Annotated in this window: 13 protein-coding genes and 1 pseudogene; 9 read left to right on the top strand and 5 right to left on the bottom strand. The window is 35.4% G+C overall.

Translation table 11 applies throughout. The features are described 5' to 3' along the window. Positions 1–11 precede the first annotated feature (11 nt). The 5 genes from P0Y62_10640 to P0Y62_10620 are packed head-to-tail and all read left to right on the top strand — an operon-like array spanning position 12 to position 3,026. Positions 12–854: a DUF5777 family beta-barrel protein gene (locus tag P0Y62_10640; GenBank protein WEK68324.1), complete on the top strand. Its 843-nt coding sequence runs from the start codon at positions 12–14 to the stop codon at positions 852–854. A gap of 3 nt (positions 855–857) precedes the next feature. After that, on the top strand, positions 858–1,196 hold the full coding sequence (locus tag P0Y62_10635; protein ID WEK68323.1) for a cytochrome c: 339 nt from the start codon (positions 858–860) through the stop codon (positions 1,194–1,196). Between the two features lie 11 nt (positions 1,197–1,207). Next, complete coding sequence (locus P0Y62_10630) at positions 1,208–1,753, top strand: YceI family protein (protein WEK68322.1); 546 nt, start codon at positions 1,208–1,210, stop codon at positions 1,751–1,753. Beyond that, positions 1,750–2,277 (top strand): ankyrin repeat domain-containing protein, encoded by a 528-nt coding sequence (locus tag P0Y62_10625; GenBank protein WEK68321.1) that lies wholly within the window; start codon positions 1,750–1,752, stop codon positions 2,275–2,277. Before P0Y62_10630 ends, P0Y62_10625 begins: the two co-directional genes overlap by 4 nt. 2 nt (positions 2,278–2,279) lie before the next feature. Beyond that, a complete protein-coding gene (locus P0Y62_10620; protein WEK68320.1) occupies positions 2,280–3,026 on the top strand; it encodes a T9SS type A sorting domain-containing protein in 747 nt (248 codons plus the stop codon). A gap of 30 nt (positions 3,027–3,056) precedes the next feature. Here P0Y62_10620 and P0Y62_10615 read toward each other — a convergent pair whose 3' ends face one another. Next, positions 3,057–3,437: a hypothetical protein gene (locus P0Y62_10615; protein WEK68319.1), complete on the bottom strand. Its 381-nt coding sequence runs from the start codon at positions 3,435–3,437 to the stop codon at positions 3,057–3,059. A gap of 133 nt (positions 3,438–3,570) precedes the next feature. Here P0Y62_10615 and P0Y62_10610 point away from each other — a divergent pair, with 133 nt between their 5' ends. Beyond that, the gene (locus P0Y62_10610; GenBank protein WEK68318.1) at positions 3,571–4,851 is read left to right on the top strand and encodes an ectonucleotide pyrophosphatase/phosphodiesterase; all 1,281 of its coding nucleotides are present in this window, start codon (positions 3,571–3,573) and stop codon (positions 4,849–4,851) included. Between the two features lie 303 nt (positions 4,852–5,154). Here the strand turns inward: P0Y62_10610 and P0Y62_10605 are convergent, their stop codons facing one another. After that, positions 5,155–6,039, bottom strand: coding sequence for an NAD(P)H-binding protein (locus P0Y62_10605; GenBank protein ID WEK68317.1), 885 nt, complete (start codon positions 6,037–6,039; stop codon positions 5,155–5,157). Between the two features lie 99 nt (positions 6,040–6,138). Between P0Y62_10605 and P0Y62_10600 the strand changes: the two genes are divergently transcribed. Beyond that, positions 6,139–6,504 (top strand): helix-turn-helix domain-containing protein, encoded by a 366-nt coding sequence (locus P0Y62_10600; protein ID WEK68316.1) that lies wholly within the window; start codon positions 6,139–6,141, stop codon positions 6,502–6,504. A 70-nt stretch (positions 6,505–6,574) separates the two neighbouring features. On the opposite strand, the gene P0Y62_10595 is transcribed toward P0Y62_10600, so the two are convergent. Further along, the gene (locus P0Y62_10595) at positions 6,575–7,630 is read right to left on the bottom strand and encodes an NAD(P)-dependent alcohol dehydrogenase (protein ID WEK68315.1); all 1,056 of its coding nucleotides are present in this window, start codon (positions 7,628–7,630) and stop codon (positions 6,575–6,577) included. 247 nt (positions 7,631–7,877) lie between these two features. Here P0Y62_10595 and P0Y62_10590 point away from each other — a divergent pair. Further along, positions 7,878–8,779: pseudogene (locus P0Y62_10590) on the top strand (helix-turn-helix transcriptional regulator). A gap of 80 nt (positions 8,780–8,859) precedes the next feature. Further along, entirely contained in the window at positions 8,860–10,191 is a 1,332-nt protein-coding gene (locus P0Y62_10585; protein WEK68314.1) for a carboxylesterase family protein, read from the top strand. A gap of 12 nt (positions 10,192–10,203) precedes the next feature. Here the strand turns inward: P0Y62_10585 and P0Y62_10580 are convergent, their stop codons facing one another. Continuing rightward, positions 10,204–11,676, bottom strand: a complete 1,473-nt coding sequence (locus P0Y62_10580; protein WEK68313.1) for an alpha-amylase — start codon at positions 11,674–11,676, stop codon at positions 10,204–10,206. Between the two features lie 44 nt (positions 11,677–11,720). Beyond that, positions 11,721–12,818 (bottom strand): DNA polymerase IV, encoded by a 1,098-nt coding sequence (gene dinB / locus P0Y62_10575; protein WEK68312.1) that lies wholly within the window; start codon positions 12,816–12,818, stop codon positions 11,721–11,723. Positions 12,819–12,830: the final 12 nt, after the last annotated feature.

Below are 12,830 nucleotides of genomic sequence, written 5' to 3'. Positions count from 1 at the left end.
AAAATAAGCGTATGACAAAAACTTTCTTCTTTTTGTCAATGTTGGCTTCAGGTCTTGCCTTTGCACAGGAAGACTTGTTGAAGGATATTGATACTATTAAAACAAACACCGAAATTTCACAGCCTGCATTCAAGGCATTACAAATCGTCACGGGACAATCTACAAAACTTCCTTCGAAGAATGAGTGGTACATTGTTGTAGCCCATCGTTTTGGGGATGTAAGCAGAGGTTTCAAAGATTTTTTTGGGTTGGATAATGCTTCTACCAAATTAGGCGTCATTTATGGCGTTACCGATGGCCTTTCGTTACATCTTTCCAGAGAAACGAATCAGAAAACCTTTGAAGGCGGTGCAAAATACAAACTGTTAAAACAAAGTGAGAGTTTTCCGTTAGATATTGTTGGATATAATGTATTGGCTGTCAATACAGATCTTAGCAAAGATAATTATCCGGAGCTTCAGTTTGGGGACAGGCTTTCTTATCTTACCCAGGCGTTAATTTCAAGAAGGTTTAATGATAAATTTTCTTTACAATTAACCCCTTCTTATGTTCATAAGAATCTTTACGAGCCAAGTATCGAAAATAAAGACCAGTTCCTTACAGGATTAGGAGGCCGTTATAAAATTTCAAAAAGAATTTCTCTTAACGCAGAATACTTCGTGAATTTTGATAATCACAGTTTTTATAAAAATCCTTTGTCATTAGGGATGGATATAGAAACCGGGGGACATGTTTTCCAGCTGTTATTTACCAATTCCCAACTCAATTCAGACATTGGCTATCTCACCAATGCAACAGGAAATTGGGGAAAAGGACATATTTTCTTTGGGTTTAATCTTTATAGAGTTTTTTAAATTATGAAAAAGTTTATGTATTTAATTTCATCAGCAGTTTTGGTAACAGCTTGTGAAAGCAGAACTTATGAAGAGATTTCGGATGTTAAACCTATCGCGGATAAAGTAACGTACTCCAAAGATGTAAAACCTATTATGGATGCTAATTGTGCCAACTGCCATTCACCCGGAGTTCAGGCTTTAACAAATTATTCCCAGGTAAAAGCGAATATTGACAATGTCATCGACAGAATAAGTAGGGCTAATGGAGACCCCGGAAAAATGCCTCAAGGAGGAGCCTTATCTCCGGCACAGATCAATATTTTTATTAAATGGAAAACTGACGGACTTATTGAAAATTAAACTGAATTAATATGAAAAAGTTAATAATACTAACCGTTTCGTTACTTTTTGCAAACCTTGTTTCAGCTCAGAAATACAGCTCAAAAACAGGGAAAGTAACGTTTGAAGCTTCAGTTCCTTTATTTGAGGACGTTTTTGCTCAGGATGATAATAATATTGTCGTTTTAAACGCTGATACAGGAGATATTGCTTCCGTTTCAGCAGTTAAAAACTTTCATTTTAAAGTGAAGCTGATGGAGGAACATTTTAACGAAAGTTATGCAGAAACTGCAAAATATCCGAAAACCACTTTTTCAGGAAAGATTTTGAATTTTGATAAAACAAAGCTGACCGCAAATCCTCAGAAATATACCATACAGGGAACATTGAATTTTCATGGAGTTGATAAAGCCTATACTTCCGGTGCAACCATTTATGCCAAAGACGGGAAGATTTATATATCGGGAAGTTTTGTAGCAAAATCAGCAGACCATAAAGTAACAATTCCTAAAATGGTCACTAAAAAAGTGGCTGAAAATGTAAATGTTCAATACGATTATATCCTGTCAAAACAATGAAAAATCTAATAATTATAATGAGTGTATTTCTGAGCCTCACATTTGTGTCTGCCCAGGAAAAAGCAAAATCAATTTTTGATATTGCCAGAAGCGGAACTGTTTCGGAAGTAAAAGGACTGATGAAACAGAACCCGGATGTTATTAATCAAACCAATGATCACGGCTTTTCTCCTCTTATTCTAGCATGTTACAGAGGAAATATAGAAGTGGCTGAGTTTTTGATTGATCATGTAAAGAACGTTAATTATAAGAGCCAGGAAGGTACAGCTTTAGCCGGACTTTCTGTGAAATATAATAAAGATTTGGTAGAGCGTTTGTTACAAAAGAACGCCGATCCTAATATCGCGGATGCTACAGGAGCTACTCCTTTATTCTGGGCAGTGAAATTTGGTAATAAAGAACTTATAGAATTACTACTGAAACATAAGGCAGACAAATCCATCAAAGATGCTCAGGGAATGACTCCATTCGAATATGCCCTTCAAACGAATAATAAAGACATCATCAACCTCTTAAAAAATTAAAAATGAAAAAAATTCTACTATCAATGGGAATGCTTCTGGCAAATTTTGCCTGGGCTCAGTTTACGACAGGAACAGTCTCGTTACCAACTGCAAGTATGACTGTGAAAATAGATACTACGCCTACTACGGTAACTTTAACATTAACTGGAGACAGTAATTCAATGCTGGGAATCGGTTTCGGATCGAGCGGGATGGCAAGTGGAGCAGACGGATTTATTTATAATTCTTCAGGAAATACCGATTATACTTTTGGAGGAATAGGAATTACCCCTACTGCAGATGCATCACAAGACTGGACGGTAAGCAGCAATACAGTATCTGGAAGTACAAGAACTATTGTTGCAACAAGAACTTTAGCTGGTGGAGCCGGAGATTTTGCTATTTCCAATGCCAATACAAGCATCAATATCTTCTACGCAAGGAGAGATGGGAATACAGCATTGGGATATCATAGTTCAAATAGAGATTATGCAACGTTGTCTAGATCGGCAAGTCTTGCAACGGCTGATTTAGCACTTGAAAACAAAAAAATAAGCATTTATCCGAATCCGGCTAAAGAAGCGGTAAACTTTAAAAATGCAGATAATATCAAGTCAGTTGATATTTATGAATCTACAGGACGAAAAGTGAGAACTGTAAAAGTTGAAGGTGGGAATATCAGTATTTCTGATTTAAGATCCGGAAGTTATTATTTGGAAATTACCCAGAAAGATGGAACATTGTCCTATGAAAAATTGATTAAAGAATAGATTAGAAGAAGCCACTGAAAAGTGGCTTTTTTATTCACATATATAATCTCTATCGATTAGTATATTGTTTCTAAAATAAAATCTGGCATAGCATTTATCTGAATTATTTTGAAGAATATTATTTTCACAAAAAGAATCAAAAAAATAAATTAAGATTTCATCAGTACTAAGGTTTTCCTTCTCAGTTGTATTTGGGGTTCCGAATACTTTTTTAAAATCTGATAGGGTTGAATTTTTGAGATTGTATTTTTGAATTAAATTTTCTGCATAATTATTATTCCTCTTTTTCAGGCATCCTAAAGAGTCTTTAATCCATTCATTGTTAATTTCTAGTGTGGCGGTGATTCTTTTATTATCCTTATAACAGCCCGTAAATAAAAAAAGGATAAATAGAACTATTATGATTTTCATGGTTGGCTTTCTTTGAAAACTAAAGTTAAAAATTTTCTGTTTACATTTATTCTAAAAAATGCTTTTAATGTTTTTTTAACCCAGGAAATTTTTAGGTCTAATTTTACAGAAGTAACTTTGCAAAAAAATGATAATGAAGCGAGGATTACAATTTTTACTGTTAATTTTTTCATTGACGGTTTTTGCCCAGAAAGAAACAGTTGATACGGCACAGGTCCTTATTCCAAACAGATACAATAGTGCTGAAGCCCAGACAAAGCCTTATGTAATCATGATTTCAACAGATGGATTCCGATATGATTATGCTAAAAAGTACAATGCAGAAAATCTTCTAAAGCTTTCAAATGAAGGTGTTCAGGCTAAAGCAATGATTCCAAGTTATCCGAGCATTACTTTTCCGAATCACTGGACTTTAATTACCGGACTGTATCCTTCTCATCACGGATTGATAGATAATTATTTTTACGATTATAAAAGAAAAGAATCTTATGCGATGAGTAATAAGAAAAATGCTGAGGATGGAAGCTGGTATGGAGGAATTCCGCTTTGGAGTTTAGCTGAAAAGCAGGGAATGGTTTCCGCCTCCATGCAATGGGTGGGTTCTGCGAGTGATGCGGGTGGAAAAAGACCGACCTATTATTATCCTTATCACGAAAAATTTACTCCGTCAGAAAAAGTGAATAAAGTAATCAACTGGCTGAAATTGCCTATGGATAAAAGACCTCACTTTATTTCATTATACTTTCCTGAGGTTGACGGAAGCGGGCATCACTTTGGACCCGATGCCAAGGAAACCGAAGATGCTGTTCATTTAATTGATAAAGCCATCGGAGAGCTGGTTCAAAAAGTGAATGACTTAGGATTAAGAAATGTCAACTTCGTGTTTGTTTCAGACCACGGAATGATAAAAGTAGATGGTGGAAATCCTTTGGAAATTCCTGCAATGCTTTTAGATAAAAACAGATTTGATATTTATAATTCTCAGACTTTACTGAGAGTTTATGTTAAAAACCCTGCTGAGGTTAAAAAAATATATAAAGAATTAAAAGCAAATAAAACCGAAGATTATGAAGTATATTTAGATAAAAAGCTGCCAAAATATCTTCACTTCGGAACAAAAGACGATAAATATAATAGAATAGGACAAATCTTATTAATACCGAAAGCTCCAAAAATATTTCTGGAAAAAGGAAAGAAAACTTCCGTTGGGAAACATGGTTATAACCCGAGAATAGTTACTGAAATGAAAGCTACTTTCTTCGCTTGGGGTCCTGAATTTAAAAATAATCTGATCATTGATGAATTTGCTAATATCAATGTGTATCCTTTAGTTGCTGAAATTTTAGGATTGAAAATTCATCAGCCAATTGATGGGAAATTGAAGGTTTTGAAAGAAACTTTAAAAGAGAAATAAAACAATTGATTTTAATTTCAGTATAAAAAATCTAGTAAGATATAGTTTCGGCGAGCCTTTGGCTCGCCGAAACTATATCTAAACGGTATATTCAAACCGACCTCGGAATCAAAAGCGTCAAGAAAAATGAATTTTATGGACGTTAAAAAAATTCTACTGTCTGAAGCGCGAGATCAATTTAGAATTAAAATACAAATCATGAATTCGCGTAAGTTTTAGAATTTTTAGTGAATAGAATTTATTTTTAGCATTTTGATTCCAAGTCTTGAACTTTTGTTTCTTTTGATTCAAGTCAAAAGAAAATTAAGCACTAAACTTACCCGCAAATTCTTTGGCAAACTCCTCCAGTTTAATTTCACCATCAACTACAGAACCATGCTCAATAAAATCTTTCTGCACAACTCCGGTTCTGATTCCTCTCCCCATTTCCGTATATAATTCTGCAATTTCTTCCGGAAGACCGGCCTGTAACATTCCGTTTAACGATTCTTCGTCTTTAAACTCAACCCAAGGGAGCTCAGGTTTTCCGATGGCATTTCCAAAAGTTTTGGCTAAATCAGAGGCATTCTTAAGATCGCTTACAATATATCTTACATTTTTACCTTCAGATGTTTTTGTCAATTCCTCTGCAGCTGCTTTTGCAATGTCTTTCGGGTGTACTAAAGGAACTTCTATATGACCCGGATAATTTCCTCCGATAATTCCTGCATTTTTAATCAGTGGAATATCATTGAAGAAATTAATATAAAAATATCCGGCTCTTAAAAAGGTCACAGAAGTATTTTCTAATTCGTTATAGAGTTTTTCGATAAAATGGAGACCTTTGATTGGTCCGTTTTCAACCGGAGATTCAGCTCCGATGCTGCTTAGCATTACAATCTTTTTTACACCTGTCTGTTTGATGGCTTCAGCATAATTTTTACCTGCATGAATTGTATTTTCAACAATGTTTTCAAATCCTATATTAGGAGGAGTCATCAAAAATGCGGCATCATTCCCTTTAAAATTTTCAATTAAAAAATCTAAATCTGTGATTGAGCCGATAGCTGCTTTTGCTCCTAAACGTTCAATTTCCTCTTTTTTAGAGGCATTACTGCTGATTACAGTAATATCATGACCTTCAGCAATTAATTGCTCTGTAAGAGGTTTTGCAACATTTCCTAATGAACCTGTGACGATGATTTTCATAATATTTGTATTATTTGTTAATAATTATTTTTTTATTTCCTGATACAAAGGTATATTTGTGCTTACTTTTATACAAGTACTTACCCTAAAGTATGTATTATGGCAGCAATTAAAGAAAGTTCAACCATTCAGCAGAATAAGAAATATGCGCTCGATTATTGTCCGGTAACGTATGTGATGGAAAAAATCGGTGGATTCTGGAAGCCCATTATTTTATATAATCTTTCAGGAGGTGATAAAAGATACAGTGAATTGAAACGGGCGATTCCGGCAGTGACGGAAAAAATGCTGATTCAGCATTTAAAACAATTGGAAAGTGATGGTTTAATAATAAGAACGGCAAAACCTGTGGTTCCGCCTCATGTAACCTATGAATTAAGTAAAGCCGGAAAAGGCTTGATTCCTGTTATCAATTCAATGGCAGAATGGGCATTTGAAGATATGGGTGGAAAATACGGGAATTAATTTAAATATTGTTTTACTATAAGAAAAAGACTCTCCGGAGAGAGTCTTTCAGTTAAAAATATACGAAGAATTACAAAGATTGCATATCAATTACAAAACGATATTTTACATCGCTTTTCAGCATTCTTTCATAAGCATTGTTGATATCCTGGATTTTAATTAATTCAATATCAGAAACGATATTGTGTTTTCCGCAGAAATCAAGCATTTCCTGAGTTTCAGCAATACCACCGATCAATGATCCCGCCACAGAACGACGCTGGAAAATCATAGGTACGGTACTTGGTTTTGCTTCTTCAAACTGGCCAACGAAACCAACCAAGACAAGAGTTCCGTTCAGGGCTACAGTTTGCATATAAGGATTGATGTCGTGCTCGTAAGGAACAGTATCAATAATTAAGTCAAACTTTGCAGCTACTTCTTTCATTTGAGCATCATCTGTAGAAATAACGACATGATCTGCTCCCAATTTCTTAGCATCTTCAGTTTTTCCCGGAGTTCTTGAAAATAAAGTAACCTCTGCTCCCAAACCTTTTGCCAGTTTGATGGCCATATGTCCCAAACCTCCTAAACCTACAACGGCAACTTTAGAATTTGGACCTACATTCCAGTGTCTTAAAGGTGACCATGTTGTAATTCCTGCACATAGAAGTGGTGCTACTGCGGCAAGATCAAGATTTTCAGGAACGCTTAGTACGAAATGTTCGTCAACGACTACTTTCTGAGAGTATCCACCGAAAGTATGGCCTCCCAAATGTTTGTCTTTTCCATTATAAGTTCCGGTGAAACCATTTTGGCAGTATTGTTCCAGATCGTGCTTACAGCTGTCGCAGTGTCCGCAGGAATCAACCATACAACCAACGGCGGCTAAATCTCCCACTTTAAATTGGGAAACTTCGCTTCCTACATTTGTGATTCTTCCTACAATTTCGTGTCCCGGAACAACAGGATACATAGATCCGCCCCAGTCATTTCTTGCGGTGTGAAGATCTGAGTGGCAAACTCCGCAATATAGAATTTCAATTTCTACATCTTTAGGCGTTACTTCTCTCCTTTCAATGTTGATTTCAGCTAAATCTGCTGTCCTGGATTCTGCTCCGTAAGCTTTTACAGTGATTGTGCTCATATTTTTTTAGTTTAAATTTTAATTAGTTGAGTTTTAAATTTGTATTGAAGGATCATTAAAAATGAATGTTATAATTTACGATTAAAATATATCCGCTGGAATTAAATATTATTATCATGGATACAAAAGTCGAAACTTTTAGCTCAACTCGGCTTATATAAATTACGGAAAGATGTACCAATTTTACAGACCTTATAAAATGTCAGCTGATAAAGTGGTAATTTTGAATAGAAATAAAATATACTTCATGGAAAATCAGAAGGTTGAAATATTTAATACGGTTGCGGAATATAATAAAATGATGAATCATGAAACGATGCATCCGCTGATAAGTGTGGTTGATTTTTCCAAGGCAAATCCGATTTGTCAGTATATCAGAAAATTTGGATTTTATACTGTTTTCCTAAAAGATGTGATGTGTGGAGATATGCTGTATGGAAAGCACAGTTATGATTATCAGGAGGGAACACTGGTTTTTATTGCTCCGGGGCAGACTTACGGAATTTATAATGCAGATACTTATATTCAGCCTGCAGGTTTTGCTTTAATTTTTCATCCCGATTTATTAAAAGGAACCAACTTGGGTAAAAATATCAACAATTATAATTTCTTTTCTTATGAAGTTCATGAAGCATTGCACCTTTCAGAAAAGGAGAGGGAAATTATTTTAGAATGCTTCAAGAATATAAAACATGAGCTGGAGCAGACAATAGACAAACATAGTAAATCTTTAATAGTAAACAATATTGAGTTGTTTTTAAATTATTGCATGCGTTTCTATGATCGTCAGTTCATAACAAGAGATCATATCAATCAGGGAGTTATCGGGAAATTTGAAAACCTGCTGAATGAGTATTTAAAATCTGACAAACCTAAGAATATAGGTTTTCCTATGGTCAACTATTTTGCAGAGCAGCTCAATCTTTCTGCCAACTATTTTGGAGATCTTATTAAAAAAGAGCTCGGAATTTCTGCCCAGGAATATATTCACAATAAACTTATTGATGTTGCCAAAGATCAGATTTTTGATCCTGCAAAATCCATTAGTGAAATTTCTTATGATCTTGATTTAAATATCCGCAGCATTTTACCAGACTGTTCAAAAGTAAAGTAGGAGTGTCTCCGAGTGAATATAAAACCTTAAACTAATTTGATAGGTACTAAATACTAAAAAAGTAGTAAATTGAAGTGGAAAATCTGGAGCCTATTACTTACTATTTTGAAATTCAATGACATCACAACAAAATTTTAGAACTCATGCTTTTCAGACGCCGTTCGGAAAAATTTTAGCTTTAAAAGAAAATGGAGTTATTAAGGCTCAAAGCATCCGCTATGCGACATCAGAAAGGTATCAGAAACCTGTTCCCGTAAAATATTCTTCCTCAGAAATTGGTTTCCCAGACAAAACACCGGTTTGTCCACAGAAAATAAGTCCGCTTTTAGAAAGGCTTATCGGAAAAACAGACATTGAAAAATTTCATGTTGATGAATCTCCCCAATATTTAACAATCACACGGCCGGAAAATTTTAAAGACGAAGAAAGGCTTCCTGTAATTGTTTGGATTCATGGTGGTTCTTATGAAGTTGGCTGCGGAGATCTTCCTACTTCAGATCCTTCAGTTTGGGTGAGAGAACAACATATTATTGTAGTTTCTGTTTCTTATCGCCTCGGACTTTTTGGTTTTTTAGGCGGCAATGAAAAAAGACCTCCGAATTTAGGGCTTTTCGATATCATTGAAGCTTTACAATGGATCAAAAGCAATATTGAAAGCTTTGGCGGAGATTCTCACAATATTACTCTTTTCGGACAATCTTCCGGAGGTGATGCGATTGCCCATTTAATGATTTCCGAGGGCATTGAAAATTTATTTCAAAGAGTGATTATTCAGAGTGCCCCTCTTGGTTTTCGTCTTAAAAGAAGCAAAATGTCTCTTGAGTTTTTTCAGAAAACAGCATTCTTACAAGATGAGAAAGATCCTTTAAAAATGACAGAAAGCTATTCAGCGTTTCTACCGTCATTTATGAAATATGGCTTAAAAACCTCCATGCCTTTTTGTACACAATATGGCTATTCTCCGTTATGTACCGAAGAGGAAAGTCTTCCGAAATGGAAAGAAAATGCCAAAAAATATGATGTATTGATCGGTTTAAATCATGATGAAACTGCTTTTTATGTAAAAACTGCCGAAGAAGGACTGTACACTTATTTACATGAAAAAATTCTCGACAGAATTGTTCGGAAAACCACAGAATCTATCTATGAAAAGCCTGCTGCTATTTTTGCCCAAAACTATGCAGCAGGAGGCGGAAATATTTATCAGTTTACCCTTCATTCCCGATTAAAAAATAATTTTATCGGAGCTTCTCATTGTGTAGATCTTCCGTTGATTTTTGAAAATGAAACCGCGTGGAAAGATTCCGAATTATTAAAAGATGTACCTTGGGAGTATATTCAGAAAAACGGAAGAAAACTCCGGGCGCTTTGGGCAGAGTTTGCTAGAACCGGTACAATTTCTGAAGACTCGGAAAAACCTGAAATTCTGGAACTTAAAAAACTTTAGTTTCAAAAGTTTTTATTCAGGAATCCAAACACTCACGTTTCCTGCGGGAACAGGAAAATTTCCCCAGCCATTTTCATCAATCGTTACTTTTTCTTTGAATCTTTTTAAAAGATCATGAAATTTCTTTCCGGAATATTGTTTTCCGACCTCCATAGGTTTATTATAGGCATCTTTATTACTGATCACAACAGCGCAACCACTATGTTCCTGATCTCCTTCCCGAACCCAACCTAGGCAATTGGCATCTTCAAAATAATCTCTCTGAGCTCCGTAAGCATAATCTTTCCGGGCTTTTAATAATTCTTCAATCTTATCAATTTTGGGAAGAAAAATTTCCTGATCATTGCCTGCTCCGTCCTTATCTATATAATGAGCTCCATATAAGTCGGGGTAAAAAACACATGGATAGCCTTCTTCTCTGAGTAATATGAGTGCATAAGCAATAGGTTTAAACCATGATTCCACAGGAGCTTCAAGCTTTTGTAACGGCTGAGTATCATGATTATCAACCAAAGTAACAGAGTGCATAGGATCAGCCAGCGTTAGAGTCTCATCAAAAATTCTTCGTAAATCATAAGAACCACCTTCTTTGGATGCTGTATGGAAGTTATTCTGCAAAGAGCTGTCAAATAAGCTCATGCAGCCTTCCGTCACTTCAAGATATTTCTGAAGCAGATGCAGATGTCCGGGAGCCCAATATTCCCCAACGGCAAAAATATTTTTTCCGGAATTGGAGCGCAGTAAAGTGAGCCATTCTTTGTAAAAATCAAAAGAAATATGCTTTAAGGCATCCAGTCTTACTCCGTCAAAATCAGTCTGATCAAAATACCACTTTGCCCAATAGTTGAGTTCTTCACGTACATGAGGATTTCGATGCTCAATATCATTGAACATGAGGTAATCATAATTTCCTTTTTCATCATCAATCATTTCCTCCCAATCGTTTCCGTACTCAGATTGGATTTTATAGATATGCTTGTCCATTCCTTCTGCGTAGTCGGTTCCGCTGAAGCAGGTGAAATTCCATTCAAAATCTGAATATTTTTTTGCTCTTCCAGGAAAAGTAAATTTAGTGTAAGACTGTATTTCAAAAACGTCGGAAATTACTTTTTCACGGTTGTTTTCGTCTACTTTTACCACTTTAAAGGTTTCCAGTTCATCACCACCGCCTTTATGTCCCAGTACAATATCAACAATGACTTGAATATTGTTTTTTTTAAGGGTTTTAATGGCTTTTAAATACTCATCTTTTGTTCCGTATTTTGTAGGAATGGTTCCTTTCTGATCAAATTCCCCGAGATCGAACAGATCATAAGTGTCATAACCAATAGAATAGCCTCCGTTTGCGCCTTTGTAAGCCGGAGGAAACCAAATCGCCGTGATTCCTAATTTTGATAAATATTTTGACTGTTTTTCGGCTTCCTGCCAAAGCTTTCCGTTTCCTTCCGAATACCAGTGGAAAAATTGAATCATTGTCTGGTTCATATTTTGTAAAATTTGGTTTCTACAAGATAGTGAAAATTTACAAACTATTGATCTTCAAATTCCTTAAACGGGATTTTTAGTTGAACGGAAACCAGTTTTTGATCTTCAGTATTCAAATGGGAGAGTGATAAGCCTAATAATCGGACAGGTTTGTCGAACGGACGGAGCTCCCAGAGTTTTTTTCCGGTATTGAAATATTGATCTGCCGAAGAAAAATAATCTTCTTTAGTGATGCTTCTTGTAAAAAGTGAGAAATCTTTGTATTTAATTTTTAACGTTAAGGTCCGCCCGAGAATATTATTTTTTTGTAGTCTTGAATGAAGCTCGGTACTTAGACTTTCAAGTTTTTCATTGATCTGCTGTTCATCAAAAATATCTTCAAAAAAAGTTCTTTCCACTGCCACACTTTTCTGTATGCGATGAGGTTTTACTTCAGAATGATGAATTCCGCGAACGACATTGTAATAATATCCACCGGATTTTCCAAACATTCGGGTTAAGTCTTCAATAGATCTTTTTTTTAAATCTTTTCCTTTAAAAATTCCTAAACTAAACATTTTGTTAGCCGTAACTTTTCCAACGCCGTAAAATTTTTCAACAGGAAGTTCTTCTAAAAATGTTTCGATTTTATCAGGATGAATCGTTTTTTGTCCGTTCGGTTTATTGATATCGGAAGCTACTTTTGCTAAAAATTTATTAACGGAAATTCCTGCAGAAGCGGTGAGTCCGGTTTCACTGAATATTTTCTGACGGATTTCCTTCGCAATCTGATTGGCGGATTCTATTCCTTTTTTATTTTCGGTAACATCAAGATAGGCTTCATCTAAAGAGAGGGGCTCTACAAGATCTGTATATTCGTAAAATATTTCCCTGATTTTTCTTGAAATTTCTTTATATCGCGCAAAACGTGGGGGAACAAAAATTAAATGAGGACATTTTTCTTGGGCTGTTTTACTGGGCATTGCAGAGCGAACTCCAAATTTTCTGGCTTCGTAGCTTGCTGCGGCAACAACTCCTCGATGCTGTCCTCCAACGGCGATGGCTTTTCCCTTTAGTGTAGGATTGTCATGCTGCTCTACGGAAGCATAAAATGCATCCATATCAACATGAATTATTTTGCGGATGGGAAAAGGAAAATCCATATCACAAAGATA

The sequence above is a fragment of the Candidatus Chryseobacterium colombiense genome (assembly GCA_029203185.1).
In the GTDB taxonomy this organism is placed as follows: domain Bacteria; phylum Bacteroidota; class Bacteroidia; order Flavobacteriales; family Weeksellaceae; genus Chryseobacterium; species Chryseobacterium colombiense.
This window is presented reverse-complemented; position numbering and strand designations above follow the sequence as displayed.

Bases quoted from the DNA above. Each gene is read 5' to 3' on its own strand.
- P0Y62_10635 (WEK68323.1), top strand. From the start codon at position 858: ATGAAAAAGTTTATGTATTTAATTTCATCAGCAGTTTTGGTAACAGCT.
- P0Y62_10615 (WEK68319.1), bottom strand. From the start codon at position 3,437: ATGAAAATCATAATAGTTCTATTTATCCTTTTTTTATTTACGGGCTGT.
- P0Y62_10595 (WEK68315.1), bottom strand. From the start codon at position 7,630: ATGAGCACAATCACTGTAAAAGCTTACGGAGCAGAATCCAGGACAGCA.
- P0Y62_10610 (WEK68318.1), top strand. From the start codon at position 3,571: ATGAAGCGAGGATTACAATTTTTACTGTTAATTTTTTCATTGACGGTT.
- P0Y62_10605 (WEK68317.1), bottom strand. From the start codon at position 6,039: ATGAAAATCATCGTCACAGGTTCATTAGGAAATGTTGCAAAACCTCTT.
- P0Y62_10625 (WEK68321.1), top strand. From the start codon at position 1,750: ATGAAAAATCTAATAATTATAATGAGTGTATTTCTGAGCCTCACATTT.
- P0Y62_10600 (WEK68316.1), top strand. From the start codon at position 6,139: ATGGCAGCAATTAAAGAAAGTTCAACCATTCAGCAGAATAAGAAATAT.
- dinB (WEK68312.1), bottom strand. From the start codon at position 12,818: ATGGATTTTCCTTTTCCCATCCGCAAAATAATTCATGTTGATATGGAT.
- P0Y62_10585 (WEK68314.1), top strand. From the start codon at position 8,860: ATGACATCACAACAAAATTTTAGAACTCATGCTTTTCAGACGCCGTTC.
- P0Y62_10630 (WEK68322.1), top strand. From the start codon at position 1,208: ATGAAAAAGTTAATAATACTAACCGTTTCGTTACTTTTTGCAAACCTT.
- P0Y62_10620 (WEK68320.1), top strand. From the start codon at position 2,280: ATGAAAAAAATTCTACTATCAATGGGAATGCTTCTGGCAAATTTTGCC.
- P0Y62_10640 (WEK68324.1), top strand. From the start codon at position 12: ATGACAAAAACTTTCTTCTTTTTGTCAATGTTGGCTTCAGGTCTTGCC.
- P0Y62_10580 (WEK68313.1), bottom strand. From the start codon at position 11,676: ATGAACCAGACAATGATTCAATTTTTCCACTGGTATTCGGAAGGAAAC.